This window comes from Corynebacterium sp. ACRPJ, from assembly GCF_022347345.1.
GTDB classification, from domain to species: Bacteria; Actinomycetota; Actinomycetes; order Mycobacteriales; family Mycobacteriaceae; genus Corynebacterium; species Corynebacterium tuberculostearicum_D.
Genome location: NZ_JAKRNC010000008.1, coordinates 79,637 through 105,646, shown reverse-complemented (window position 1 = coordinate 105,646; position 26,010 = coordinate 79,637). Strand labels below are relative to the sequence as shown.

Here is a 26,010-nt window from a genome sequence, read left to right as displayed (position 1 = left end):
GGGGTGCTTACATATGATGTTGATCACATATTGATAAAATGCATTGTTTATTCAATTCCTTGGTGGTATGATTTTTTCAAAAAAATCATACCACCAAGGAATTGAAGATATTTCATAAGGGTTTCCGCCAGTCGAAACATTCTTGTCGGGGGGAATTTTATACCTTACCCTTTAGGTATTAGAAATCGATACCTAAAGGAGAATTGACATGAAGGTTTATTCGAACGAGATCACGAGCAATGAGGCGTCAGCGATTATGGCGGCACTTCCCGACGGTAGGAGAAATACCTACCTGGGGATTGCCCAGAAGAACTCTTCCTCAGACCTAACCATTGCAGCCGCTCGATTATATATTTGGAATGGCTATCTTGCTTCCGTTGTGGATAGAGTAACTGGCGAGGTTGAAGTTTTACTCAGAAACTGCATTGATGCAGGATTTTCCGAATGGAATTGCGCTCCGCAGCAAAAGGGCTCTCGCGAGTGATTACTCTTTCCAGAAGGAGTGCTTTCGGAAATCGTAGCCCCAGTTGGAAATAAGCCGTTAACTGAATATGCCCACCTCGACACCGTACAGGGAGTTCCGGTGCACGATGATTATGTTGCTGGCCTAACTTTCGGCAATTGGGTCCACCTTTTGCCCAAGCCACACGCTCAGGGAAATAATTCCCGTGTCATTCTTTGGAACGAAGCATTAGAACCGAGGGTTCGGGGGCTGAACCGCGTAATTTTTCAGAAGCGCGCAATGTTTGTGAAAGATATGCGAAACCGCGCTACGCACCGACGCCCCTTGGTTAAAGATATTAGTGCGATCGAAAAAGTGCATCAGAGTTGCGTTGAACTTTCTAGAGCTATGAATCCTGAACTGGGCGAATGGATTCGTAACGAGCGATGGATTCCTGAAGCACTTGAGCAATCGCCGTTAAAATGAAGATGGCCCCATAAAATGGGGCCAGAGCTTAATTGCCTTTCGGCTTGATAACCCTAAGAATACGACTTTTTCTAGAAAAGTCAATTCCAACCCTCCGCGACGAAAGCCACCGTAAGCTTCCGTTTCGTAAAGTACACCCATCTGTACGCGCTGACCTGCGGCGTTGTGGGTTGTGCCGAGCGTGCTGCCGGAGTCCCTTTCAGTGTCCCTGGGGTAGGAGCGGCCGCATGAAGGTGCGCTCGTACCGCAGGACGCACTCGGACTCGTCTCGAATCCGGTCAGCGGCGATGAAGTCCGAGTGGGTGCCGAACAAGGTGCGGTACTGCTCGTAGGCAGCCAGGCTGGGGAAGCTGAACAGGGATTCCGCACGGTCACTCACACCTTCCGCGGGTAGGTAGTACCCGTGGTGGGTGCCGCCGTGTTCGTCGACATGCCGCATCCAAGCGCGGGCGAACTGTTCAAAGGCTGCGATCTGGTCGGGGTCGATGGTGTAGTGGACGACACAGGTGATCACATCCACAACGCTAGGCCCACAGGCGCTCATTGGGGAGCCTTTGTCTGTGCGCCTCGTGGTGCAGCACACCAATCTGCCTGGTTTACCTGCGGAAATGCGTCAGTTCGCCAAGTTGGCGCCGAGTTCAACGGTGAGAACTCCGACGGCGATGAGGAGGATGCCGAGGGCCATGGTTCGGGTGAGGGGTTCGTGGAAGATGACCCGGGCGAGGATCGCGGTGAGAGCTACGCCGGATGCTGCCCAGATGCCGTAGGCGACGCCAAGGGCCATGCCGTCGGCCAAGGCGAGACTTAAGGCGACGAACGCCACGAGATACCCCGCGATGACGCCGATGAACCATTTCTTCACCCGGCCACCGTCGGAGGCTCGTAGCGACATGGTCGCGACGACTTCGGACAAGATGGCGCCTGCGAGGAAGATCCATCTCATGAGTTGACTCCTGCTTCCTGGGCTGCGGTTTGCTGAGCTTTCTGGGAGCCGAGTTCGACGGTGAGGACACCGCTGATGATCGCAACCATTCCAAGACCCATCACAGCGGTCAGAGGTTCACCGAAAATCGCGGCGGATAGCACGGCGGCGAGCACGACCCCGCTGGCTCCCCAGATGCCATAGGCGACGCCGATCTGCATTCCTTCGCGCAGGCAGAAGGTGAGGAAGACGAAAGTGCCGATGTATCCGGCAGCAACCACGATGTACCAGGATGGGTGATTGAGCGCCGCCTTGAGAGACAGCGTCGCCGCCACTTCGGTAGTGATGGCGCCAGCGAGCAGGAACCACTGCTTCATGGGGTTGTTCCTTCGATCAGGGAGCGAATGCTGGAGACGACGGCTTCGAGATCCGCGCCGTGGAGGGTGGACACACCTGTGGCCTGGGCGCCCCAGAGTCCGTCGGCGGCGAGTCGGGCGGTGGTCAGCCTGGCTCGGGTGGCGGCGTCGAGATCGTCCGGGAGTTCGAGCCAGCGGCCCATCCGCGTAGTCCACGGTTCGGTGAGTTCGGGCCGATACGTCGCTTGGCCCCAGATGATGAACTCGGCGCGCTTGGCGGCCCCGTGGGCGGCGACGTGAACGTAGCTCAGGAGCCGCTCGGTGGCGTTGGCGTTCTCGAGGGGCTTGCCAAGGGTGGCAGTCATGTCGTTCTCGACGTTGGCCGCAGCGTGGTCGACGATCGCGGCGAGCAGTACGTCGCGGTTGCGGAAGTGATATAGCAATCCCGGTTTGGTGAGCCCGGCCTCGTGGGTCACTGCGTCAAGGGTAATGTCGCCACCCTCCGCTGCGTTCATGACGCGGAGGGCAGCTTCCAGGATCTCGGAGCGCTGACTGGTTCGCATATAGCTAACTTTACCATTTGGTAGGTGAAGCCTTCAACTGCGGGCGCTGGTAGGGGCACCTGGGGTACACCCTATTGTTATGTGAGTTTATGCCGGTAAGTTACGTGTAAATAAGATAGATTCGGCCATTGTTTTACACCTGCATAGTGGGGTTTAGGCCTTAGTTATGCGGAAAGGGGCCTTACCTCTCTTTGGTGGACACCTGATATCCATCCCAGTCGGGCTGGGGGATGGTAATCTACCAAACAGGGGCCAGGTCCCCCGCTTTGTGACGCATAGCCTAACCCAAGAATCAGACAACGGTAGAAGCACTTTCGAACGAACGATCTAGAAGGACAGGAAAGGAACGAAAGTACCCACCTGTTTGAGGTCAATCATTAGGTGCCAGAATTTTGCATTAGAGTCGACAACTCTATCGTTTCTGAGGCTGTTTTTTGAGTATTGAAAATTTTCCGGACATGAGATCTATTATCCCTGAGAATATTGCGATGATGCCTATCCAAGAACCTGTTACATAGATGAAAAGTGTGCCGAGGAGTATGGCTGAGCAGCTAACTACCTTCAACTGTTTAGCTCTTCTGTCATTGGATTCGTCAGGCTGATAGATCACGGCAATTATGAGATCAACAGCGCCAAAGGCTAGAAAAATATACGAGATGTTTGTGTAACCGAGTAAAGCAAAGACTCCCGAAATCACCAGCACGGCAATCCCAGCAAAGCCAATCAAACGGCTCATCAAAAAGCACTCCAAAACATTGTTTGATAGTAAACGTCTCCTTAACTCTATTCGAAAGGCGAGGTCAATCCAATGAAAAAGAAGGTAACGGGATTTGTGCTCGCTCTGAGCATTGCGCTCGGAGGGGCTCATTCGGCTGGGGCTGCCGAATCGACAACGGGAACTACCGAAAAAGTCGGTGCGAATGTCGAAGAAACCACTATCACTACAGAGGGAGCGTGACAACAATCAGTGGCCCTGATGGTGTTACGACATTGGTAGAAGATGCTGTGGCGAACACGATCACCATTAATAGCCCAAATGGAGTGACTGTTTTGAATCGTAATGAGGTGCTCGGTTTTGAAGAACAGGGTGAATACGGGCCGGTTACGGCAGCCCGAGCACGTGGAATCGTTACCGACTGGAGAGTCTACCTGTGTAATGCTGCGACTGCGGCTGTTGTAAGCGGACATGAAGCCACTTGGGTAAAAGCACTGAAGGTGGCGATAAATGTGGCTAAGCTTCATCCAGCAACCCGTGCTGCTCTTACTGTGGGGCATTTGGGGGCAGGCGTGTTCGTCTCAACACAGTGCTAGTAACCGTAGAATTTAAACTCAGGGATGGCCCCCTGCATTTGTCTTGCAAAGGGTCATCCCTGAGTTTTGGTATTAGAGATGGTTATATAGTGTGGCCTTACCAACGCTGAACCTGCGCGCCACCTCAGACATCGAAACGCCGGCATCCACCCACTCCGCGCTTGGACAAGCTTCTCATCTGCGAGTGATTTTGCCCGGCCTTTATAAACCCCGCGAGCTTTTCTGAGCAATCCTTTCCGCCTGGCGCTCGCGAATAGTCGAGCGCTTAAACTCCATCACGCTGCCGAGGAAATTGGCATGGAAATCAAAGAATAGGTTTGCCCCTCTTACAGAAACTTCACCGAAATATCCCGATTGGTCAGGGCATCGACCAATCGGTGCAAATCAATTAACGAATGAGCCAGCCGATCCATGCTAGTCACCACAAGTTGGCCACCAGGGCGCACATAATTCAACGCCCCATCAAGCCCCGGACGTTCGGTAGATGAACGGCCAACAGTATCGGTGAAGATGCGAAGGCACTTCTCTTTCTTCATTGCTGCGGTTTGTCGTTCAAAGTTCTGTGTCGTGGACTGGGCTGACCCCATACGTCTCATCAATACTTAACTAAGTAGAAACAATATGAGTTCATATAAAGACATCACGACCTTCTCTACCTCCATGCTCGTCAAGTCTCTGGATACGTTGGAGATTTCTGCGGGAGAGGACAACGGTGACTGGGGTGCCCAATTTCCGCAAGGTGTTGCCATCTTCGTTCCCGAGGGTGAGTATTTCACTGTTCGCATTGAGTCTTTTTGAACAATCCCGTCGGATAAGAAACTGGTGGCAATGAACGCTATTAATGCGACGAATGACAACCTGGCTTTCAGCAAGGGTGCCTGGCCCCGGGAGTATAAACCATAACCCACAAGATGACGGTTTTGCTGGTTGATCGGCTCGGGGTATAGATCTACAGCGATATAGTTATATGCCACCTGGGAAAATCGATAAACCCGCAGGTTGAAGTGCCTTCGGATGGGTAAATACGCGCAGAATTCGCTGCAGCCGCCGCAGACACTGCGCGCTTTACTGCAGCGCAGAAGTTAGGCGCATGACATTGTCCACGTAGCGGCGGATAAATCCGCGCTCATTCCATTCCTCAAGGGTCAGCTCATGGCATACGGCCCGGTAATTGGATACGAGCTGGTTGAACTGGTCAATGAGGTCACCCTTGGCCACCAACATGGTGGATTCATAGTTCAGGCCGAACGAGCGCGGGTCCATATTGGAGGAGCCAAACATGCACAGCGGATCGCGGCCGGGGTCATCCGGGTCGGTGATGATGAACTTGGAGTGCAGCACAAAGGGGTAGGGGAATTGGTAGATGTGCACGCCCGCCTCCAGCAGCGCCTGGTAGTAAGAGGATTGGGCGTGGTTGACCATAAACTGGTCTGCCTTTGCCGATACATAAAGTTCCACGTCCACGCCGCGGTAGCAGGCGGTGGTCACGGCCTCCAGCAGGGATTCATCCGGGACGAAGTAGGGCGAGCACAGCACCAGCCGGTCCTTGGCGTGGTGTACCAGGGAGTTGAACATGCGCAGGTTTGGCTCAGTGGTGTAACCCGGCCCGGAGGGGATTATCTGGAGGTGGTTGGCGTCGGCAGTCTGGGCGTCGTCATAGGGCAGCTCATCCAGTGGCAGGTTCTCTTCTGCCTCGAGGTACCAATCCACGGCGAAGATTGCGGACATGGAGGTCACAATCGGGCCGGAAAGCTCCACCATGTAGTCAATCCAGTAGCGGTCCTTGGTCTTGTACTGGCGCTTAATCATATTCAGCGAGCCAATAAAGCCCACCTTGCCATCGATAATCACCAGCTTGCGGTGATTGCGCAGGTCAGGGCGGCGGAAGCGGCCCTTGTGGAGCTGGATGGGCAGCATGAGATGCCAGTCGACGCCTATCTCCGTTAGCCGCTTGCCCAGCGTGAAGTAGCCCTTGTACTTGAAGCTGCCGATCTGATCCAAGAGCAAGCGCACCTTTACACCTCGGGCGGTAGCCCTGCGCAGCGACTCAAAGAAGACGTCTGTGGTCTCATCCCAGGACTGGATGTAGATCTCGATGGATACGTACTTCTCGGCGCGGTCAATAGCGGCGGCAATGGCGCGAATGGACTCGTCATAATCCGCGTGCAGGCCAAGGTTATGGCCCACCAATGCTGGGAACCCGGTCAGCTCGCGGTTGAGCCGAATAACCGACTCTACTTCCGCCGAAAGGAGGCCCTGCGGATGATCCGGGGTGCGGGCTGTGACGTTTTCAATCTTCTCATTGGCTTCTTGCTGGATGCGGTGGCGACGCCGGTTGATATACGGCGATCCCATGAGCAAAAACAGCGGCAGGCCGATAAATGGCAGCACCAGAATAGCCAATAGCCACGCGGTGGAACTGGAAGGCCGACGGCCTTCCGGCACAAAACCAACGGCAATAATCTTGATGCCGTAATCAAGGATCAGGAATACGAGCTGCCAGAAGCTGAGATCAAGAGACCAAGACATTTAACGAACGGAATCGAAATCGGGCAGATCGTAATCTGCGATAAGCGGGCAATGATCAGAGGTTTTATCGCCGGCGCGCTCCACCATGTCTACCTGCGCGCCGGTCACATGCTTGGCAAGCGGGGCTGAAGCCAACTGGAAGTCGATGCGCATGCCCTCGTTCTTTTGGAAGCGCATGCCTTTGTAATCGAAGTAGGTATAGCGCTGGTCCTCCGTGAACCGGCGGGTAACTTCCTCGAGGCCGGCTTCTTCCAGCATCTGGAACGCGGCGCGCTCTGGCTCGGTGACATGAGTCTTGCCGCGGAATGCCTCAATATCCCACACGTCTTCATCGCGCGGGGCAATATTGAAATCACCGGTCATAAGCAGCTTGGATTGCGCATGATCTTCTGCATAGCGCGCCAAGTGATAGAGAAAGTCCAGCTTGTAGTCGTAGTGGCGGTCCGTAATCTCGCGGCCGTTGGGCACGTAGAGAGACCAGATTTCTACGCCACGGATGCGCGCCCCTAGTGCTCGGGCCTCACGGTCTTGCGGCTTTTCTGGATCTTTGGCAAAGCCTGGCTGGCCCGGAAAGCCGATAAAGACGTCCTCGGGCTCTTCCTTGGACACAATGGCCACGCCGTTCCACTGGTTGAGCCCGTGGCAGGTGACATGTAGGCCCGCGTCCTCGAAGGCCTCGCGTGGAAACTTATCGTCTTTTACCTTAGTTTCTTGCAGGCACAAAACATCGATGTCGTGCTTGGAGATAAGGTCCAGCGCCCGCTGTGTGCGGGTACGAACGGAGTTAATATTCCACGTGGCGATGCGCATGCCACATAGGTTACCTGGGTAGTGAGTCAAGCTCACTACCCAGCCCACAAGGAATCAGCGGGCAGTCCCATAAGGCTCACTACCCAGCCCACAACGAATCAGCGGGCAGTCCCATAAGGCTCACCGCCCAGACCGGAAGTCCGCAGCGCGGAGAGCTAGTCGCGCAGGCGGGCGTAGATGCGCCGGTGTTGCTCGATGAAACCGAGCTTCTCCGCCAGCCGCACGCCGGCGATATTCGAGGCCGGGACGGTGAGGTACGCGTGCTCAGCGCCGTTGTCGTGGCCCCAGTGCAGCAGGTGCTGGAGCGCGAGCGTGCCGTATCCGCGGCGCCGGAAGTCCTTGGCTACCTCGATGTCAGAAAGACCCAGCCACGTGGTGCCATCGCCGGATTCGCTCAGGGCGCCGCGGGCAATGGCGACGGTCTCGCCATCGATGGCCAGGCGGCCAAAGCCGAGCGTTCCCTCGACGTGAGAGCCAAGGCTCTGCAACGCCTCGGCAGAAAGGGTATCGGTGCGGGATTGATACATCGCCAGCCACTCGTCATCGGGCTGGGCGGTGAGGTGGAAGGTGGGGGAGGGAGAGGGGGCGTCGGCAAGCGTGGGCAGATCCCGCAGGACCATAGCGAGGATCTCTGGCTCGGTCTCCCAGGCGGGGTCGGCGAGCAGGCGCTCGGCCGGCTTGCCAATGCGCTCCGGGACTAGCAGGCGCACCGGAAGGTTGTGGCGGGCGTAGAAGGCCTTAATCTCTTCCAACGGCACTGGAGTAAAGCCCGCGGAAGGGCCAAGGGGCACGGCCGAGTTGGAGTGGCCGGAAACCCCGTCGCTCGCGCGCAGTAGCCAGGAACCATCGCTGGTCCAGGCGTGGTCTGTGCCGGGGAAGGCCGAGGCCGCGGCAACCTCCACTGCGCGGATATCGGAATTGCGGACCATGCGCGGGGAGAGGCGTTTAATGATCTTCAGCTGCTCCGGCGGGATCTCCACCGCCTCCAGGTCGGAGGGGTAGCCGCCGACCTCTTGTGGGCGAATGACCAGCGGATTGAGGCTCAGTACGTGCCCAATGACATCGCTATGCACATCGCCGAAGTCGCGCCGGGCCACCACGCGCTCGCCCACTTGGACGGCATCGGAGCGGAAAATGCGTGACATTAGTCGTCGTGGCCGAAGGGATCGGCGTCCTCGCCCGGTACCCAGGAATAACCTGGCTCGGTCCAGCCGTGGCGCTTAATGGCCTTCTTGGCCTGGCGCTTATAGCGGCCAATGAGGGTATCGGTGTAGAGGAAACCATCGAGGTGGCCGGTCTCGTGCTGCAGGCAGCGGGCGAAAAAGCCATAACCCTCGACGGAAATGTCATTGCCGTTTTCGTCCTTGCCGGTCACGCGCGCCCAGTCGGCGCGGCCGGTGGGAAAGCCCTCGCCCGGCACGGAGAGGCAACCCTCGTCATCGGAGCCGTCGTCGGCCGGCATGGTTTCTGGAATCTCGGAGGTCTCCAGCACGGGGTTAATGACGCAGCCCTTGCGCATGCCCGCCTCTTCGGACGGCAGCTCGGTGCCATTGGGGCCATCCGTATCGGGGCAGTGGTAGACAAAGAGGCGCTTGCCAATTCCTACCTGGTTAGCGGCCAGGCCTACGCCATTGGCGGCGTCCATGGTTTCATACATGTCCGCGATGAGCTGCTGCATTTCCGGGGTGGAAATCTCGGATTCTTCCACCGGTTGGGTGGGTTCGTGAAGCACGGTCTCGCCGTGGATAACGATGGGGCGAATAGTCATGCCTTACAGTTTAGGCATGAACCCCTTGTCTGACCTAGACGCCGCCATTTTGGACTTCGAGGAAACCGCGCCGCGCAGCATCGGCCGCAAGGAAGAGGCTATCCGCGCGCAGCTGGACATCTCCCCGGTGCGCTACCACCAGCGCCTTAACCTGCTTCTCGACGCCCCCGCGGCCGCCCAATCCCACCCGCTTCTGGTCGCACGGCTGCGGCGCCTGCGCGAGGAGCGAGAAGACACGCGGCGCGCCGCGCGGGGAAATACCCCAGATAGTTAATTCTGGGTACTAGTGTTGCGTATGTGACTAATGTGAATCCGGAAAATTCGACCGACAAGGTATCCGACGAAACCCGCGCCGGCTCTGCTGCCGGTGCGTCCGCTTCCCGTGCAGCTAAGCGCCCCGCTGGTGGTGGCGCGCACGCTAAAAAGGGCGGCCTCCCGCTGCGCGGCCTGGCGATGGTCCTCATCGCCGTGGCCGTCATGCTCGGACTCTGGGCTTTGTACTCCATGACCTCAGGCGACGATGACTCCACCGTGGCCTCCGAGAGCACGCAGGAAAACTCTGCCGGTTCCACCATCGGTGCCGCGCCCGAAGGATCTGCCGGCCCCGACGCCGCAGGCTCCCGTGCCCCTGGCGCGCCAGGTGCTTCCGAGGGTGCGAGCGCCCCTGCCCCCGCACCGGCACCAGGTGAGGGCGAAAGCGATGCTGCAGGCGACTCGGCCGCGTCCGGCGCTGCCGATGAGGGAGCCGCGGCTGAGGGAGATGCCGCCGCAGGCGAGGAAAACGCCCACTCCGCCGCGCGCGACCGCAACGATATTAAGGTCAGCGTCCTCAATAACTCCGGCGAGGTAGACAAGGCCAAGAAGGAAGCCGATTCCCTCAAGGGTGGCGGCTTCAAGGTTGGCTACGTGGGCAACCTGCCGGGCGATGTCCTCACCGTTCCGAAGACCACCGTCTTCTTCCCAGAAGGCGATGCCTCCGCTGAGGCTCTGGCCAAGGAAGTCGCCGCTCGCTACCAGGCCGATATCGCCCCGATGAACCGCGACCTGCCTAAAGAAGCAACCGATGACGGCGCCGTCGTCGTCGCCCTGGCGGTACCGCAGGCCTAAGCAAGCCGCGCACCTGACTTAAAGTCCAAGGCCATCCGGCCGAAGAGCAAGCACCATAGTTCTTCGGCCGAATGCCTTGGACTTTTGTGATCTGAACTTGTCCGCGACCGCCCGTCCACCGGTGCGAACAGGTTAAATAAAATTCACGCCTTAATACCTGTCACCCGTTAAGCTGAATGGGTGAAGATCCCGGCAGAACAATTCGCCCGCTCTCCCGAACCAACGCTCGGCGTGGAATGGGAGGTGGCGCTCGTGGACCGTGGCACGCGCGACCTTGTCCCGCGCGGCGCAGAACTCATTGACCTCGCCACTGCAACCCACCCCGAGATCCACCTGGAAAAGGAATTCCTCCAGAACACGGTAGAGCTGGTCACGGGCATCTGCCATACCGTGCCGGAAGCCATCGCTGACCTGAACACTTCCCTGAAGGCAGTGGAAGAAGCAGCCGATAAACTGGGCGTAGACGTCTGGGCCTCTGGTGGCCACCCGTTTACGGACTTCCGGGAGAACCCGCTTTCGGATAAGCCCAGCTATCAAGAAATCATCGCGCGCACCCAGTACTGGGGCAAGCAGATGCTGCTTTGGGGCACGCACGTGCACGTGGGCGTTAGCCACGAGGACCGCGTATGGCGCATCATCAATGCGCTGATGACCAAGTACCCCCACCTGCTGGCCATTTCTGCGTGCTCGCCCGGGTGGGAGGGCCTCGATACCGGCTATGCCTCCAACCGCACCATGCTGTACCAACAGCTGCCCACCGCAGGCATGCCGTATCAATTCCGCGATTGGGCCGAGTGGCAGTCCTATATGCGCGACCAGGCCATTTCCGGCGTTATTAATCACACCGGTTCCATGCACTTTGATATTCGGCCGGCGTCCAAGTGGGGCACGGTGGAGGTGCGCGTCTCTGATGCGACGTCCAACCTGCGCGAGCTCTCCGCCATCGTGGCGCTCACTCACTGCTTGGTGGTGTACTACGACCGGCTTATCGACGCCGCGGAGCCCCTTCCCACCCTGCAGCCCTGGCACGTGGCAGAAAATAAGTGGCGCGGTGCCCGCTATGGCATGGACGCGCTGGTGATTACCTCCCGCGAGACCGATGAGGCCTGGGTTAAGGACGAGTTAGCGGAGATGGTGGATGAGTTTAGCCCCATTGCGCGCGAGCTGGGATGCGTCAACGAGTTAAAGCTCATCCACGAAATTATCGATGGCGGAGCCGGCTATGAGCGGCAGCGCCGTCTCTTTAAAGAGACGGGCAGCTGGCGCGAGGTGGTCGAAGAGACCTGCCGCGAGTTGCACACCTTCCGCCCGCTCTAAAGCGGCGGGCAGGCGGGCCCGGGGCTAGTCCTCGGAGCGTGAATGGCGACCGTAGGCCGGGGTATCGGGGATATCGGTGATGTCCTGAGCCGCCGGGAACGCGCGCGTTTCCGGCCCTACCGCGGGCATTTCTGCCGTTTCATCGCTGACGGGTTGCGCTGCCCGTGGATGACCCTGGCCCCTCCGGCTCGTAGCTGCCGTATTAAACGAGCGCGCCGGGAGTGCCCCGGCCTCCGCGGAAGCAGGTTGCGCACCAGCGGGCTTTGCGCCAGTGGGCTGCGCAGGTAAGTGGTGGCGGCCCGGGGCGGGCGCTTCCTCTTCCGGCTGGTTGCCAGGAATAAAACCCCACACCGCGTAGAAGGCGATAAAGAGGACGCCGGCGCCGGTGAAGGCCAACGTTCCCCACGGCTGCAGATCCCAGTGGTTGAGCGAGCGGCTAGCCGCAGATAGCCACACGGGTGCGGAGATAAACGGCATGGTCACCGCACACATAGCGAGCACCGACACGAGGCCAGCGACCTGCGCGCCGAGGATGCCGGGCAGGCGCTTGCCCAGACCCTGGTTGACGGCAACCAGCACGACGACGGCCAGCGGCACCGTCCACACCCAGTGGTGATACCAAGAGAAGGGGGAGACCAAGCAGGAGCTGATGCCGGCAAGCGCAAGTGCGGCGGAATTATTGCGGTGCTTCATCGCGGTGCGCAGCGCCAGGCAGGTCAAAATTAAGACCACGATTACGGCGGCAAGCCAGATCCAGCCGCCATCGATGCCCCATGCGCGGACCATCACCGAGCGAATGGACTGCGCACCTGGGTTGGTGTGCTCGCCCACGCGGGAGGACTTAAAGATAGCGTCGGTCCAGAAATCGGCGGCATCCGGAATCGTCACGAAACCAATGGCAACGGTCACCGCGAAGGTAAGGATAGCGATGATCGCTTGCCACCAGCGCTTCTGGAAGAGCAAGACCAGACCCATATAGGCCGGGGTGAGCTTCATACCCGCGGCCAAACCAATTCCGATGCCCGGCAAAGCGCGCTTGCGCGGGAGGATGTCCAAGGCCACCAGCAGCATCAAAAAGATGTTGATCTGGCCAAAGAATAAGGTGCCGTGCACCGGCTCATTCGCCGGGGTGCAGCACAGCAGCAAAAGGCCCAGCAGCCAAATTGCCGGGGAGAGCTTGAGGCCGCGCTCACGCAGGACCAGCATAATAACCGTGAACAAGGCGAGGGCGGTGCCGCCTTGCCAGAGGAGGATCAAGGGGTCGTCGGCAAGCGTGGAAAGCCACGTGAAAAGAGTGCCGGAAAAGGGTGGATAGGTAAAAGGCAGGTCGCCAATATAGGCGTTATCGTAGAGGTCCGCGCCTTGGGCCACCTCGCCGCCGGCGAGCCAATAAATCTTCAGATCCAGGGGAACGCGCCACACAAAAGCGCTATTGCCGTCGAAGATGCTGAAGCGGTAGACGATGACGCCGATAAGAGCGGCGAGCAAAGCCACCATAGTGGGAAGCCCATAAAGCTTTTTCACGGTGAAAAGCGTCTCCTACTTGCGGCGCAGCGACTTCGCGGCGGGTCGGTCGTTGCGGGACATGGATTCCTCGGTGCCGTACAGACCCTCACGGCGTGCAATACGTGAGGTGCGCTGCGCGGTTACCGGGCTAGTGAACATGGCAAACAGTACCAGCAAAACGAGTATTCCTAAATCCCCGCGCTCGGCTACGCTGAAGGATTCCGCGCCAGTGATGCGTATGATGGCGCCGAGGATGGTGAGGATAAGCCCTGTGGTTTGTGGCTTGCTTACCGCGTGTACACGAGACATCGTGTCCTTGAACCGAGCGATGCCGATGGCTGCGGCCAAGGTGAGGACGCTGCCGCCAATAATGAGGATGAGCGAGAGTACATCTGCAATAAAGGACCAGCTCATTGGCTATCCCTCTTCCTAAACCTGGTGACGGATACGGTGGAGATGAATCCCAGCAGCGCAATGACCAGCATGGCTGAGACCACGGTCGTGTTAAGTGACCAGCACATATAGGTAGCCAGCGCGCACTGGAACATCGCGGTAAAGCCATCCATGCCGACCAAGCGGTCCAGCGAATTGGGGCCGGTGACAATACGCCAGACGGTGATGAGGAAGGAGACCATCAGCAGCGCGGCGGCCACCAGCAAAATCGCGTTATAGATCTGCGGATCCATTAGGGGTGGCTCCTTTCAAAGATGTCAAGGAATGAGGCCTCAAGGTGGGCCACGGCACCGATTTCGCGCTGAATCTGGGCCTCATCGCGGGCGTCTAAGATATGGACGGTAATCATGCGGTTGGCAATGTCGATATCGGTCACCGTGCCGCCTGGCTGCAGGTTATACAGCGTTACGGCCAGGGAGAGTACGAACTCATTATCCAAGCGCATGGGCAGCTCCAAGATGGCGGTCTTGGGCACCGGCTGCGGGCGCACGGCCAGCCAGCCCACCTTGAGCGAGGCGTAGAACAACTCCCAGAACCAGCGGAGCATGAACACAATGAGCTTGCCCCAAGAGACGTCGATGCCGGTGATAGGCATGGCTGGCAGCGGCAGGGCAAAGACAATGACGACGCCGATGATAAGCCCTGCCACCAGGTTGCCCACGGTGACCTCGCCCATGAGCATGCACCACATGACTACCAGCCAGACGATGAACCACGGGCGGAAGCGGTGGCGCAGACCGGAAAAGCGCGTGTTAGTCATCGCTAATATCCTTCCTCTTGGCGGCGTCCGGGGACTTTACATCCGTGGAATGCGAATCGCGGCCACCGGCTTCTGGGTCGGTGCGGGCATCTAAGTCCGGTGAGGCCGGAGGCTCCGCCTCAGGGGAGGGGCTGCGGCGATTTTCATAGGAGTCCGCGCCGCCGGTGTAGCGCTCCTTCTGGTTGAGGTGGCGGGTGGGATCATCTGCGCGGTCGCCCAACACTGCGTACTGGTAAATGGACGTATCCTGCGCGGATTCGGCCGCGCGTGAGGTGATACCGGAAATCGGTCCAACCAAGAAAGTAATGGACGTAGACGCTGCCACCAGCAGGGTAGTAGAAGCAATCATGCCAAAGGGCACCCTGCCTACATCCTGGCGAGAAGAAAATTCCACCTCATCGGTGATATCGGAAAGCGGGGCCGGGCGGGCGAGCGCTACGTTGCCTTCTGGGGCATCGGCGCGGTCGCGTTGAAAGCCCTTGGCCCACACCAGCATCATGACGTAGAGGGTCAGCAGCGAGGTGACTACGGCACCGACGATGAGTACCCACGCCATCCAGGAGCCTTCATTCGCACCGGCTTGCAGCAGGATGACCTTGCCCAAGAAACCGGAGAACGGCGGGATGCCGCCCAGGTTAATGGCAGGGATGAAATACAAGATTCCGATGAGCGGAGCAGAATACATTAGCGAGCCCAAGCGGCGCAGCGACGAGGTGCCGGCCTGGCGCTCGACCAGTCCGACCACGAGGAATAGCGCGGTTTGGACCAGAATGTGGTGCACGGCGTAGAAGATGGCGCCAGACAGACCCTGTGCGGTGCCGAGGGAGACTCCGAAAATCATGTAGCCAATGTGGCTAACCAGGGTAAAGGATAAAAGGCGCTTAATATCGGACTGCGCAATCGCGCCTAGGATGCCCACCAGCATCGTGGCGAGGGCGACCCACATGAGCACGGTATCGAGCCCACCGGCGGTGAAGACCGAGGTGCGGGCGCGGATGATGGCGTAGACACCGACCTTGGTCAGCAGGCCGGCGAATACGGCCGTGACTAGCGACGGCGCCGTGGGATACGAGTCCGGCAGCCAGGCGTCCAACGGAACCACGGCAGCCTTAATACCGAAGGCGACGAGCAGCGTGGCAAAGATGGCGGTGCGAGTTCCCTCTGGGATGTCCTGCATGCGTTGGCCAATCTGAGCCATGTTCATCGTGCCCACGGAGGAATACACATACCCCAACGCGAGCAAGAAGATCATCGACGAGGCCATCGACACCATCACATAGCCCACACCGGCGCGCACGCGACCGGCGGAGGCACCCAGGGTCAACAGCACATACGACGCCACGAGGAAGACCTCGAAGCCCACGTAGAGGTTGAAGAGGTCGCCGGCCAAGAAGGAGATATTAACGCCCATGGTCAGCAGCATGTAGGTGGGCAAGAAGACGGCCACTGGCTCGTCCTTGGTGCCATCGCGTACGCCCTGGGAAATGGCGTACCAAATGACAGAAAACAGCACTACGGAGGACGTAAAGAGCATCACCGCAGAGAGGCGATCGGCCACGAGCGTGATGCCCACTGGGGCGTCCCAACCTCCTATCTGCAGGGTTTGGATGCCTTCAAAATCCGCGATGAGGATGAGTAAGGCATTGACCACGGCGGTAATAAGCAGTGAGAAAAATACGATCTGGCGCTGCGCATTGGGAATGCGGCCAAAAATCAATGCGAGGGCTGCGGCCACTGCGGGGATGATAATCGGCAGCGGAATGAGGTAGCCGATGTAGGGAAAGAGGACATCGACAAGCGGCTGTACGGTCTCACTCATCGCGGGCCCCCTTTACCGGCTCCTCGAAGGATGCAGGGCCGAAGTTATCGCCTTGCTTGGTGGCGCGGCCCGTGGTCGGGTCATTGGACGCATCGTGGTCCGGGCTGGCGGCCGCATTGCCCGGGCGCGCAGCCTTAGCCGCAATCGCGGTATCCTCCGCGTCATCTTCAATGACATCGTCCGTGCGGTAGCGGTACTGACGGTAGGCTAACGTAAGGATGAAGGCCGTAAGTGCCATGGAGATAACGATGGCGGTAAGAATCATCGCCTGCGCCAGTGGATCCGCAATCTCGGCGCCGAAAGGTTCCGAGTCGCGGCCATCGATAGGCGGGGAACCGGCCGAACCGCCGGACTGCAGCAAGAAGAGGTTAGCGCCATTGCCCAAAAGCAACAGGCCAAGCAGCATTTTGGTCATGGCGCGGTCCAGGAGTAGGTAGACGCCCGCGGCTACGAGCACACCGGCGGCCAAGAGGAGGAAGAGGTTGGTTTCCATTTATTTCTCCTTCCCTGTGGTGGCGGTTGTGCTTGCTGTAGCGGCTTGTTTCTTTTCCTTGCGCTGGGCCCGTTGTGCCTTTTGCTTGGCGGTGCGTTGGCGTTGCTGCCGGGCCAGCGAGCGGGCGCGATCACGGGCACGTTGCTTACGCATATCCTCTTCCTCGTCCAGCTTGGCACCCAACGAATTCAAGATATAGAGCGTGAGCCCCACGACGATGAGGTAGACACCTGCGTCAAAGACCAACGCTGAAGGCAGTGAAACCTTGCCAATGAGCGGAATCTCCGGCGAGGTGTACCCGCTGGTAAGCGGCGGGTGGCCAAAGAACATGGGAGCCACTGCGGCCAGGGCGGACAAGAAGAGGCCGGTGCCCATGGTGCGTCCGGCGTCGATAGGCAGGGTCTCTTCCAATTCCGCACGCCCGCCGGCCAGGTAGCGCAAGATGAGCGCCAGCGCGGCGACGAGGCCGCCGGCAAAGCCGCCACCCGGGGCGTTGTGGCCGGCGAAGAAGAAGTAGAAGGACAGCGCGACCATGGACGGGAAGAGCACGCGGGTAGAGACATCGATCATCAGTGAGCGGTTGAGTGCTTGCTCTGATTCCACCCCGGCGGCCAGCCACCGCCGGCCGGTAACCCGCAGGGTGGGACGGCGACTTTCGCGGCCGAAGGATTGGGTGCGATAAATCAGAGAGACCACGCCTAGGGCGGCGATGATGATCACCGTGATTTCGCCAAAGGTATCCCATGCGCGCAGGTCCACCAGCAAGACGTTGACAGCATTGGCGCCGTGTCCAATCTCCTTGGCCAGATCCGGCATGAACTCGGAGATGGGCTTGGACTGGCGAGCGTTGATGGCAAACATTGCAACCACGGTGACCGTCAGGCCCGTGCCCACCGATAGCCACGCGCGCAGGCGACCCATCTTGGGGTCTTGCTTCCACTCGGTGGAGGCAGGCATGCGGCGCAGGACCAGCATGAAGAGAACCATCACGATGGTCTCTGTCAGCAGCTGGGTCAGCGCAAGATCTGGTGCACCGTGGAGCGCAAAGATAAAGGCGAGCGTATAACCGGTCACGCCCACGATGATGACGGCGGACAGACGGTTATCGGTGACCGTGGCGGCTACGGCGGCCACCATGATGATGAAGGCGGCGACGATCTGCCAAGGATTTTCCGCCACAATCATGCGGATATCGGTGAGATCGCCCTTGATGATCATAGCCAGTGGCAGCAGCATCAATGTGGCAAAGATAACCGTCAAGTTCAGCTGCAGGGAGCCGCGCTGCGTGGTTGCCGTCGTGCGCAGTGAGAGCTGGCGCAAAAGAGCGATGACCGAGTCATAGGCATCATCCGCATTGCCCAGCGCAGGATAGGCGAATTGCCACTTGACCAGGACCTGGCGTTGCCAGTGCATAATAATACCGCCCACGATAATGAGCGCGGAAAGGCCGAGTGCCACGGAAAGTCCATGCCACAGGGCTAGTTCGCTATGCTCCTTCGGGGCGAAGGTGGAGTCGAGATGCTGGTCAAAGGCCGCCGATAGGGGCTTGGGGAACACACCAAGTGCCACGGTTAGGGCAGTGAGCAGGGCAGGAGAGAGCCATAATCCCATAGTTACGGGATGCATCTTGGCGACGGCCTTTGCCGGCTCCGTTCCATTGACCTCCTTCTTGGTGGCAAAGGCACCCCACAAAAAGCGCAGCGTATAGGCCATCGTGAGGATAGAACCGAGGACATAAGCCACAAGCATCATATTGCGTGGCATGCCGGCCAAGAGCTCCTCGTGCATGGTGGCTTCCAGCACAGCCTCTTTGGCCACGAAGCCAAATAGAGGTGGGACGCCGGCCATGGAGAACCCGGAAATGATCGCAATGCCGAAGAGGAATGGTTCTTTGCGCCCCATTCCGGATAGCTTGGTGATATCCCTTGTGCCTGAGCAGTGATCGATAGCGCCGACGACCATAAAAAGCGCCGCCTTAAATAGCGAGTGTGCAAAGGTCAGCGCGAGACCAGCCTGCATGGCTTCCCGCGAGCCTACGGCCATGATGGAGGTGATAAACCCTAGCTGGGAGACGGTGCCATAAGCCAAAATCAGCTTCAGGTCGCGCTGCTTGAGCGCCATCCAGCCGCCGAGCAGCATGGTAAATACGCCTAGGGAGATAACCACCACGTGCCAGGTGGCCACCTCATACATTGAGGGCGCCAGGCGCCCGATTAGGTAGATGCCTGCCTTCACCATCGCGGCGGAGTGGAGATAAGCGGAAACCGGCGTCGGCGCCGCCATCGCACCCGGCAACCAGAAGTGGGCCGGCGCGATGGCGGACTTCGTTAGCGCGCCCGCCAAGATGAGCACGATGGCGACCGTGACAAATGGCGTCTGGGCAAAGTGCTGATAGGCGGTGATATCGCTAAAGGTCCACGCTCCGGTCTGGCGTCCGAGCAGGATGATGCCCATGAGCATGGACAGCCCGCCCAGTGCGGTGACCATGAGTGCCTGCTGCGCGGCGCGGCGGGAAGACGCACGCTCCGCGTAGTAGCTGACCAAAAGGTAGGACAGCATGGAGGTAATCTCCCAGAACACGTACATGAGCAGGAAATTGTCCGCGGCCACTAGACCAAACATGGCGGTGGCAAAGCCCACCATTTGCGCGGCGAACAGGGCTAAGCGGCGGCGCGTGCCGTCAAAATAGCCCCAGCAATACACCAGGACAAGCGCGCCCATGCCCAGGATGATGAGGCTAAATAGTGCGCCTAGCCCGTCCAAGCGGAGGTCAAAACTGAGGTTCGCGGACGGCATCCATTCCACGGTGCGTTCGACCGCGCCGCCGTCTGTGAAGGTGCCGCGCAGGAAATGCACGAGGGTCCACACGAAGCCAGCGCCGGGGACCAGTGCCAAAATTCCAAAAGCCGGGCGACCCATTCGCATGATGAGCAGCGGTGCTACCACGGTGGCAGCGATGAGAGTACCCAGGAGTATTAGCACGTTGGTTACTGCGCTCCTTTTGGTTGTGTCACGTTCTCTTGCCCCGCTGCCGCGAATACCACGAGCATCACAACTAATGAGAGACGAGAACATTCACGAGCCGCACGCCGCTGAGTACGCCGCGGTGGCATAGTGCAAGCAACATGGCCGAGCGCGGGGCCAACTTTTGCCATTTTACCGGCTTTTCTACGGCTTTGAAAGAATTATTTTTGACGCTGTATTATATGCTGCTATTTCGGGCCGATTTAGGGCAGAAAGAAACCCCGCATCCCATTGGTTTGGGACGCGGGGAGTTGGCGGCAAGCCGCTAAGCCGAAGCGGCGGCAGCCGCGGCGGCCGAGAGGGGTGAGCCCCTTAGGCGTAGCGCTGCAAGAAGAGCGCTTCTGCGGCAGCGATATTCTCGATCTCGGTGGGATCGACGGACTCATTGGCCGAGTGGATGGTGCACTTTGGCTCCTCCACACCGTAGAGGGCGATTTCCGCGTTCGGGTGAGCCTCCTGCAGCTCGGTGGTCAGCGGAATGGAGCCGCCCATGCCCTGTGCGGCAGTATCCGTGCCGTAGGCCTCGGTGAGGCACTCGCCCAGTAGGGCAGCGGCGGGCTTTTCCGGATCTGTGGCAAAACCGGCATTGGCCTCGAGCACCTCGGCCTTAACGTGGGCGCCCCATGGGGTGTGGGCGCGGAGGTGATCACAGACGGCGTCGGCAATCGCAGCGGCATCGGCGCCGGCCGGAACGCGCAGGTTGAGCTGCGCGGAAGCGGTGGCAGGTACGGCGTTGACGGCCTCTGACACCGGGGTGGAGGTAAAGCCGGTCACGGTAATGGCCGGGCGGGACCAGACCATGTTGGCCACCGGGGTGGCACCGGCCGGGTCGTCTTCGCCCATGATCTTGGTGCCCTCCAGCAGCTGCGCATCGGCGCGGAAGGCTTCGGCCGGGTACTCCTGGCCGGACCACTCGGCGCTGGTATCTACGCCGTCGATAACCGTGCGGCCGTACTCATCGGAGAGGGAGTCGATGGCGCGCATCAGCGCCTTGGCGGCATCCGGGGCCGCGCCGCCGAATTGGCCGGAGTGCACGGCGGAGGCCAAAGTATCGACCTGTACGCCAATCTGCGCGCCGCCGCGCAGGGACGTGGTCAAGGTCGGCTGGCCCACAGCGGCGTTGCCCGCATCGGCGATGAGGATGGCGTCGGCAGCAAAAAGCTCCGGGCGATCCTTGATGAGCTGGGACAGGCCCTCGCCGCCGCGCTCCTCAGAGCCCTCAATGAGGTACTTCAGGTTCACCTTGGTGCCGCCGTTATTGTCCACCGCGCGCAGGGCAGCTAGGTGCATGGCCACGTTGCCCTTGCAATCGGCGGCGCCGCGGCCGTACCAGCGGGTGGTGCCATCGGCGGCCTCACGCTCGGTCAGGGTGAACGGATCGGATTCCCAAGCCTCGCGGTTGCCGGCCGGCACCACGTCATAGTGGGAGTAGAGCAGCACCGTCTTGGCGCCCTCATCGCCCTTGCGCTCACCCAAGATGGCGGTGGAGCCATCGGCCGTGGTGATGGTTTCTACGCTCACTCCCGCCTCCTCCAGTGCGGACTTAACCCACTGGCTTGCGCCCTTGGTCTGGTCCTCCAAACCTTCCTCGTCGTGGACGGAATTAAAGGCCACGAGCTCGCTGAGCTGGCGGAAAATGGTCTCGCGATCGTTGTGAATGCTTTCATTAAGTGCAGTCATGGTCTCTACGGTACCCGCCCGCCCCAAGCTATAGAGCAACCGGAATAGGAAAACGCTGGGGTGGTGAACTAAAATTTATTCATTCCACCCTGTGCGGATTCTGTCCGTTCGGACTCAAACCGAGGAAAGAAACCGGTACCAAACAGATGGAAACGGACGTAGCTGGCTGCGGCCCGCTGTAGCCCGCTGCGTGGGTGAAATAAGAAACTTTCATAGCCGAGAATAGAAAGGACCTGGCATGGCGAACGCACCATCCGCCGCAGGTTCCAAGGCCTCCCTGCCCGAGCTGACTCTGCGCGGCATCATCATCGGTGGCCTGATTACCCTCATCTTCACCGCCGCCAATGTGTACTTAGGCCTGAAGGTGGGCTTGACCTTTGCTACCTCCATCCCGGCCGCCGTGATTTCCATGGCGGTGCTGCGCCGGTTCAAGGGCCACAATGTTAAAGAAAACAACATTGTGCAGACCATTGCCTCTGCCGCGGGCACCTTGTCCGCCATCATCTTTGTCCTCCCGGGCCTGGTGATGGTGGGGTACTGGCAGGGCTTTGGCTTTGTACAGACGGCCGGCGTGTGCATCATCGGCGGCGTGCTGGGCGTGATGTATTCCATCCCGCTGCGCCGTGCTTTGGTCACCGGCTCCGATCTGCCCTACCCGGAGGGCGTGGCCGCGGCCGAGGTCCTCAAGGTGGGCGATGAGAATGCGTCTGGCACCAGCCAGGAAGAAAATGCCAAGGGCCTGCGTGTCATCGTCGCGGGTGGCATTACCTCGGCCGTCATGGCGCTGCTGACCGCAATGAAAGCCGCCGCCTCCGAGGTCACCGCCTATTTCAAGCTCGGCGCTGGCGCGACCACCCTGGGCACCAGCCTGTCCACCGCGCTTATCGGCGTGGGCCACCTGGTGGGCCTGCCGGTAGGCATTGCCATGCTGGTAGGCGTGGTGATTTCCTACTTCATCTTGCTGCCTATTTTCACCACCGGCGATATTACGGGCGCCACCGCGCTTGCCGACGTCGTCGATACCACCTTCTCCGATGACATCCGCTTCATCGGCGTGGGCACCATGGCCATTGCCGCCATCTGGACCCTGCTGAAGATCGCCGCTCCCATTGCTGTGGGCATCCGCCAGTCCCTAGCCTCCTCGCGCGCCCGCAAGTCCGGCTCCGCCGTGGACGTCACCGAGCGCGATATTCCCTTCCCCTATGTCGCCACCACCATCGTGGCGTTCATGGTGCCTATCGCATTGCTGTTGTGGGACTTTGTGCGCGGTACCGATATCCACGACCACATGGCCGTGCTCATTACCGTCTCCGTCCTCTTTACCCTGCTGGTAGGCCTGATTATCGCCTCCGTGTGTGGCTACATGGCCGGCCTGATTGGTGCGTCTAACTCGCCAATTTCCTCCATCGGCATCATCGCCGTGCTCGCCGCCTCGCTGCTCATCGCGGCCGTCACCCGCGGTACCACTGCGGATCCTTTGTCTTTGGTGGCCTACACGCTCTTCACCGCGGCCATCGTCTTTGGCATTGCCACCATTTCCAATGACAACCTGCAGGACCTCAAGACCGGTCAGCTCGTCGGCGCTACTCCGTGGAAGCAGCAGGTAGCGCTCATTATCGGCGTGGTCTTCGGATCCCTGGTTATCCCGCCGATTCTGCAGGTCATGCTCAATGGCTTCGGCTTCCAAGGCATGGAAGGCGCCGGCGAAGACGCCTTGGCCGCCCCACAGGCGGCCCTGATGTCCTCCGTTGCCTCCGGCATCTTCGATAGCTCGTTGGATTGGAACCTTATCTTCATCGGTATGGCCATTGGCGCTGTCCTTATTATTATTGACGAGCTCCTGCGCAAGTTCACCGATAAGTACTCGCTGTCCCCGCTGGCCGCCGGCATGGGCATGTACCTACCGGCCGCCCTGACCATCGTCATCCCTATCGGAGCCATCCTGGGCACCTTCTATGACAAGTGGGCCGCGAAGCAATCCCACCCGGAGTTTGCCAAGCGAATGGGTACCCTCCTGGCTACCGGTCTCATCGTGGGTGAGTCCCTCTTTGGCGTGGTCAACGCCGGCATCATCGCCGCCGCTGGCGGCGAGAGCCCGCTAGAGATCTTCGAGGGCGGCACGTCTGCCACCATCGTCGGCGTGATTCTCTTTATTGTCGCGCTGACGTTCATCTACCGCTGGACTAAGCGCACGGTCAAGAGCTCCTAGTTTCTGATCCATTCCTTATAATATAATGGCGTCCCTTCGCGGGGGCGCCATTTTTTCTTGCAGTCGCGGTAGGAGAGTGCCAGAATGGTCGTTAGCACTCGCACAGTATGAGTGCTAGATAAATCTACTTCGTTGTGGTTGAGGTTGGTTCACACTCACCAGCCATGCCGTCGCGGGCGTCCGCAGCGAGAAAGACGTGAGTGTCGTCCTCAATAAACCAAGGAGCACAAACACAATGGCAAAGATTATCGCTTTTGATGAAGAGGCCCGCCGCGGCCTTGAGCGCGGCCTAAACACGCTTGCCGACGCCGTCAAGGTCACCCTCGGCCCCAAGGGCCGCAACGTCGTCCTGGAAAAGTCCTGGGGCGCCCCGACCATTACCAATGACGGTGTTTCCATCGCTCGCGAAATCGAGCTCGAGGATGCTTACGAGAAGATCGGCGCCGAGCTGGTCAAGGAAGTTGCCAAGAAGACCGACGACGTCGCAGGCGACGGCACCACCACCGCAACCGTGCTGGCGCAGGCTCTGGTACGCGAGGGTCTGCGCAACGTAGCCGCAGGTTCCAACCCAATGGGCATCAAGCGCGGAATCGAGACCGCAACCAAGAAGGTTGTGGACTCCCTGCTGTCTTCCGCCAAGGAAGTAGAAACCCAGGAGCAGATCGCTACCACCGCTGGCATCTCCGCTGCTGACCCGGCCATCGGCGAGAAGATCGCCGAGGCTATGTACACCGTGGGCAACGGCTCCGTAAACAAGGACTCCGTTATCACCGTGGAAGAGTCCAATACCTTCGGTGTTGACCTCGAGGTAACTGAGGGTATGCGCTTTGATAAGGGCTACATCTCCGGCTACTTCGCTACCGATATGGAGCGCCAGGAGGCGGTCCTCGAGGATCCGTACATCCTGCTGGTCTCCTCCAAGATCTCCAATATCAAGGACCTGGTTCCGCTGCTGGAGAAGGTCATGCAGTCCGGCAAGCCGCTCCTCATCATCGCCGAAGACGTTGAGGGCGAGGCCCTGTCCACCCTCGTGGTGAATAAGATCCGCGGCACCTTCAAGTCCGTTGCTGTGAAGGCACCGGGCTTCGGTGACCGCCGCAAGGCCACTCTGCAGGACATGGCCATCCTTACCGGCGGCCAGGTTATCTCTGAGGAGGTCGGACTCTCCCTCGAGACCGCCGAGCTAGAGTACCTTGGCCAGGCACGCAAGGTTGTTGTCACTAAGGATGAGACCACCATCGTTCAGGGTGCTGGCTCCCAGGAGCAGATCGACGGCCGCATCAAGCAGATCCGTGCCGAGATTGAAAGCTCCGATTCCGACTATGACCGCGAGAAGCTGCAGGAGCGCCTGGCTAAGCTCTCCGGCGGCGTTGCCGTCCTTAAGGTCGGTGCCGCTACCGAGGTTGAGCTCAAGGAGCGCAAGCACCGCATCGAGGATGCAGTCCGCAATGCTAAGGCTGCCGTGGAAGAGGGCATCGTTGCCGGCGGTGGCGTGGCCCTGCTGCAGGCCGCTTCCGTTCTGGACTCCCTGGATGACCTCAAGGGCGACGAAGCTACCGGCGTCAAGATCGTTCGCGAGGCTCTGTCTGCACCGCTGAAGCAGATTGCACACAACGCTGGCCTAGAACCGGGCGTTGTTGCTGACAAGGTTTCCTCCCTGCCGGCGGGCGAGGGTCTGAACGCTGCTACCGGTGAGTACGTCAACCTCATGGAGGCTGGCATCAATGACCCGGTTAAGGTCACCCGCTCCGCTCTGCAGAACGCTGCGTCTATTGCAGCGCTGTTCCTGACCACCGAGGCTGTTGTTGCTGACAAGCCTGAGCCGGCTGGCGCCAACAACGGCATGCCGGATGCTGATGCCATGGGCGGCATGGGCTTCTAGGTCCCGAAGACGAGGTATTAGGGCAATTTTTAGAGCCCTCTAGCCCCTTCTGAGCGCCCCGTTTCTGTGCTTTTGAGCGCATGAAGCGGGGCGCTTCGGCGTGTCTGCATCATTCTGCTTAATTGGTGTGATACAGCGGCGCCTCGTCTTTACGGGAAAGCCCTCCGAAGATGCTCGTCATAGCTGATTTCGATTTGGGCTGCGGGGTAATGAACAACCCGGAACCTTATCGCGGTTGAAGGCTTAACAATTACCGTCACAGCTTTTAACACCTTAACCATGCGTCTCAGTGACCCCGTATAGGGGTAACTGAAGGGCAGAAATTTATAAAAGTTTTTCGCTCTCAGAGGTGGAGTTTCAGGCCTATCTATCGTTCGTTACACGGAAAAGCGTTACAGTGTTAAGTTTTAATTCACCTACCTATTTGGGGCGTGGCAAAAAAGCCCAGTTCAGTGGACTTTGAGTTGGGGTAAAAAGTTTTTAATGACTGCTATAATTTATAACCCCATCCTTATCAAGTTGCCAATGTGCCGGAACGTTCATGCGAATTTGACTTGATTTCGTCCAAACTTG

Annotated in this window: 28 protein-coding genes; 10 read left to right on the top strand and 18 right to left on the bottom strand. The window is 59.2% G+C overall.

All coding sequences use genetic code 11. From position 1 onward, the window contains the following. Positions 1-208 precede the first annotated feature (208 nt). Complete coding sequence (locus MHY08_RS07160) at positions 209-484, top strand: hypothetical protein (protein WP_239230712.1); 276 nt, start codon at positions 209-211, stop codon at positions 482-484. Positions 485-583: 99 nt separating this feature from the next. Then, positions 584-928, top strand: a complete 345-nt coding sequence (locus MHY08_RS07155) for a hypothetical protein (protein WP_239230710.1) — start codon at positions 584-586, stop codon at positions 926-928. Positions 929-1,127: 199 nt separating this feature from the next. On the opposite strand, the gene MHY08_RS07150 is transcribed toward MHY08_RS07155, so the two are convergent. The 5 genes from MHY08_RS07150 to MHY08_RS07130 all read right to left on the bottom strand — a co-directional run bounded on the left by MHY08_RS07150 (position 1,128) and on the right by MHY08_RS07130 (position 3,505). Next, entirely contained in the window at positions 1,128-1,442 is a 315-nt protein-coding gene (locus MHY08_RS07150) for an NIPSNAP family protein (protein WP_174232238.1), read from the bottom strand. 99 nt (positions 1,443-1,541) lie between these two features. Then, on the bottom strand, positions 1,542-1,871 hold the full coding sequence (locus MHY08_RS07145) for a multidrug efflux SMR transporter (protein WP_003849969.1): 330 nt from the start codon (positions 1,869-1,871) through the stop codon (positions 1,542-1,544). After that, positions 1,868-2,227, bottom strand: coding sequence for a multidrug efflux SMR transporter (locus MHY08_RS07140; RefSeq protein WP_048733039.1), 360 nt, complete (start codon positions 2,225-2,227; stop codon positions 1,868-1,870). The genes MHY08_RS07145 and MHY08_RS07140 overlap by 4 nt, the downstream gene beginning before the upstream one ends. Next, positions 2,224-2,769: a TetR/AcrR family transcriptional regulator gene (locus MHY08_RS07135; RefSeq protein WP_034997557.1), complete on the bottom strand. Its 546-nt coding sequence runs from the start codon at positions 2,767-2,769 to the stop codon at positions 2,224-2,226. Before MHY08_RS07135 ends, MHY08_RS07140 begins: the two co-directional genes overlap by 4 nt. A 412-nt stretch (positions 2,770-3,181) precedes the next feature. Then, positions 3,182-3,505, bottom strand: coding sequence for a hypothetical protein (locus MHY08_RS07130; protein WP_239230708.1), 324 nt, complete (start codon positions 3,503-3,505; stop codon positions 3,182-3,184). Between the two features lie 218 nt (positions 3,506-3,723). On the opposite strand from MHY08_RS07130, the gene MHY08_RS07125 reads away from it, so the two are divergent. Then, positions 3,724-4,080, top strand: coding sequence for a hypothetical protein (locus MHY08_RS07125; protein ID WP_239230705.1), 357 nt, complete (start codon positions 3,724-3,726; stop codon positions 4,078-4,080). A 326-nt stretch (positions 4,081-4,406) separates the two neighbouring features. Here MHY08_RS07125 and MHY08_RS07120 read toward each other — a convergent pair whose 3' ends face one another. Next, on the bottom strand, positions 4,407-4,616 hold the full coding sequence (locus MHY08_RS07120) for a recombinase family protein (protein WP_239228639.1): 210 nt from the start codon (positions 4,614-4,616) through the stop codon (positions 4,407-4,409). 85 nt (positions 4,617-4,701) lie between these two features. On the opposite strand from MHY08_RS07120, the gene MHY08_RS07115 reads away from it, so the two are divergent. Further along, entirely contained in the window at positions 4,702-4,878 is a 177-nt protein-coding gene (locus MHY08_RS07115; protein ID WP_239228640.1) for a hypothetical protein, read from the top strand. A 267-nt stretch (positions 4,879-5,145) separates the two neighbouring features. On the opposite strand, the gene cls is transcribed toward MHY08_RS07115, so the two are convergent. From cls to MHY08_RS07095, 4 genes are all read right to left on the bottom strand, one after another. Then, positions 5,146-6,609: a cardiolipin synthase gene (gene cls, locus MHY08_RS07110; protein ID WP_239228641.1), complete on the bottom strand. Its 1,464-nt coding sequence runs from the start codon at positions 6,607-6,609 to the stop codon at positions 5,146-5,148. Continuing rightward, a complete protein-coding gene (locus tag MHY08_RS07105) occupies positions 6,610-7,419 on the bottom strand; it encodes an exodeoxyribonuclease III (RefSeq protein WP_204610918.1) in 810 nt (269 codons plus the stop codon). 155 nt (positions 7,420-7,574) lie between these two features. Beyond that, entirely contained in the window at positions 7,575-8,564 is a 990-nt protein-coding gene (locus tag MHY08_RS07100; RefSeq protein ID WP_204610919.1) for a GNAT family N-acetyltransferase, read from the bottom strand. Continuing rightward, on the bottom strand, positions 8,564-9,187 hold the full coding sequence (locus MHY08_RS07095) for a peptide deformylase (RefSeq protein WP_005325608.1): 624 nt from the start codon (positions 9,185-9,187) through the stop codon (positions 8,564-8,566). The genes MHY08_RS07100 and MHY08_RS07095 overlap by 1 nt, the downstream gene beginning before the upstream one ends. On the opposite strand from MHY08_RS07095, the gene MHY08_RS07090 reads away from it, so the two are divergent. The 3 genes from MHY08_RS07090 (at position 9,186) to MHY08_RS07080 (ending at position 11,611) form a co-directional block, all read left to right on the top strand. Beyond that, positions 9,186-9,461, top strand: coding sequence for a DUF3263 domain-containing protein (locus tag MHY08_RS07090; RefSeq protein ID WP_005325609.1), 276 nt, complete (start codon positions 9,186-9,188; stop codon positions 9,459-9,461). The genes MHY08_RS07095 and MHY08_RS07090 overlap by 2 nt on opposite strands. Positions 9,462-9,484: 23 nt before the next feature. Then, a complete protein-coding gene (locus MHY08_RS07085; RefSeq protein WP_239228642.1) occupies positions 9,485-10,294 on the top strand; it encodes a LytR C-terminal domain-containing protein in 810 nt (269 codons plus the stop codon). Between the two features lie 180 nt (positions 10,295-10,474). Then, positions 10,475-11,611 carry a glutamate--cysteine ligase gene (locus MHY08_RS07080; protein ID WP_239236090.1) on the top strand — a complete coding sequence of 379 codons (1,137 nt, stop codon included), beginning with the start codon at positions 10,475-10,477 and terminating at the stop codon, positions 11,609-11,611. A 24-nt stretch (positions 11,612-11,635) separates the two neighbouring features. Here the strand turns inward: MHY08_RS07080 and MHY08_RS07075 are convergent, their stop codons facing one another. From MHY08_RS07075 to MHY08_RS07045, 7 genes are read right to left on the bottom strand one after another with little or no spacing between them, the layout of a single operon-like run. Beyond that, the gene (locus MHY08_RS07075; protein WP_239236089.1) at positions 11,636-13,135 is read right to left on the bottom strand and encodes a glycosyltransferase 87 family protein; all 1,500 of its coding nucleotides are present in this window, start codon (positions 13,133-13,135) and stop codon (positions 11,636-11,638) included. Positions 13,136-13,150: 15 nt separating this feature from the next. Further along, entirely contained in the window at positions 13,151-13,531 is a 381-nt protein-coding gene (locus MHY08_RS07070; protein WP_179387013.1) for a monovalent cation/H(+) antiporter subunit G, read from the bottom strand. Next, entirely contained in the window at positions 13,528-13,803 is a 276-nt protein-coding gene (locus MHY08_RS07065; RefSeq protein WP_239236088.1) for a monovalent cation/H+ antiporter complex subunit F, read from the bottom strand. The genes MHY08_RS07070 and MHY08_RS07065 overlap by 4 nt, the downstream gene beginning before the upstream one ends. Then, the gene (locus tag MHY08_RS07060) at positions 13,803-14,330 is read right to left on the bottom strand and encodes a Na+/H+ antiporter subunit E (RefSeq protein ID WP_239236087.1); all 528 of its coding nucleotides are present in this window, start codon (positions 14,328-14,330) and stop codon (positions 13,803-13,805) included. Before MHY08_RS07060 ends, MHY08_RS07065 begins: the two co-directional genes overlap by 1 nt. Continuing rightward, complete coding sequence (locus tag MHY08_RS07055; protein WP_239236086.1) at positions 14,323-16,149, bottom strand: Na+/H+ antiporter subunit D; 1,827 nt, start codon at positions 16,147-16,149, stop codon at positions 14,323-14,325. Before MHY08_RS07055 ends, MHY08_RS07060 begins: the two co-directional genes overlap by 8 nt. Then, complete coding sequence (locus MHY08_RS07050; RefSeq protein ID WP_239236085.1) at positions 16,142-16,642, bottom strand: Na(+)/H(+) antiporter subunit C; 501 nt, start codon at positions 16,640-16,642, stop codon at positions 16,142-16,144. The genes MHY08_RS07055 and MHY08_RS07050 overlap by 8 nt, the downstream gene beginning before the upstream one ends. Continuing rightward, positions 16,643-19,624, bottom strand: coding sequence for a Na+/H+ antiporter subunit A (locus tag MHY08_RS07045; RefSeq protein ID WP_239236084.1), 2,982 nt, complete (start codon positions 19,622-19,624; stop codon positions 16,643-16,645). Positions 19,625-19,767: 143 nt separating this feature from the next. Between MHY08_RS07045 and MHY08_RS07040 the strand changes: the two genes are divergently transcribed. Continuing rightward, a complete protein-coding gene (locus tag MHY08_RS07040; RefSeq protein WP_239236083.1) occupies positions 19,768-19,935 on the top strand; it encodes a hypothetical protein in 168 nt (55 codons plus the stop codon). A 43-nt stretch (positions 19,936-19,978) separates the two neighbouring features. Here MHY08_RS07040 and MHY08_RS07035 read toward each other — a convergent pair whose 3' ends face one another. Then, positions 19,979-21,346 carry a dipeptidase gene (locus MHY08_RS07035; RefSeq protein WP_239236081.1) on the bottom strand — a complete coding sequence of 456 codons (1,368 nt, stop codon included), beginning with the start codon at positions 21,344-21,346 and terminating at the stop codon, positions 19,979-19,981. A 238-nt stretch (positions 21,347-21,584) separates the two neighbouring features. On the opposite strand from MHY08_RS07035, the gene MHY08_RS07030 reads away from it, so the two are divergent. After that, complete coding sequence (locus MHY08_RS07030; protein ID WP_239236079.1) at positions 21,585-23,555, top strand: OPT family oligopeptide transporter; 1,971 nt, start codon at positions 21,585-21,587, stop codon at positions 23,553-23,555. A 235-nt stretch (positions 23,556-23,790) separates the two neighbouring features. Further along, complete coding sequence (groL, locus tag MHY08_RS07025; protein ID WP_023019954.1) at positions 23,791-25,437, top strand: chaperonin GroEL; 1,647 nt, start codon at positions 23,791-23,793, stop codon at positions 25,435-25,437. Positions 25,438-26,010: the final 573 nt, after the last annotated feature.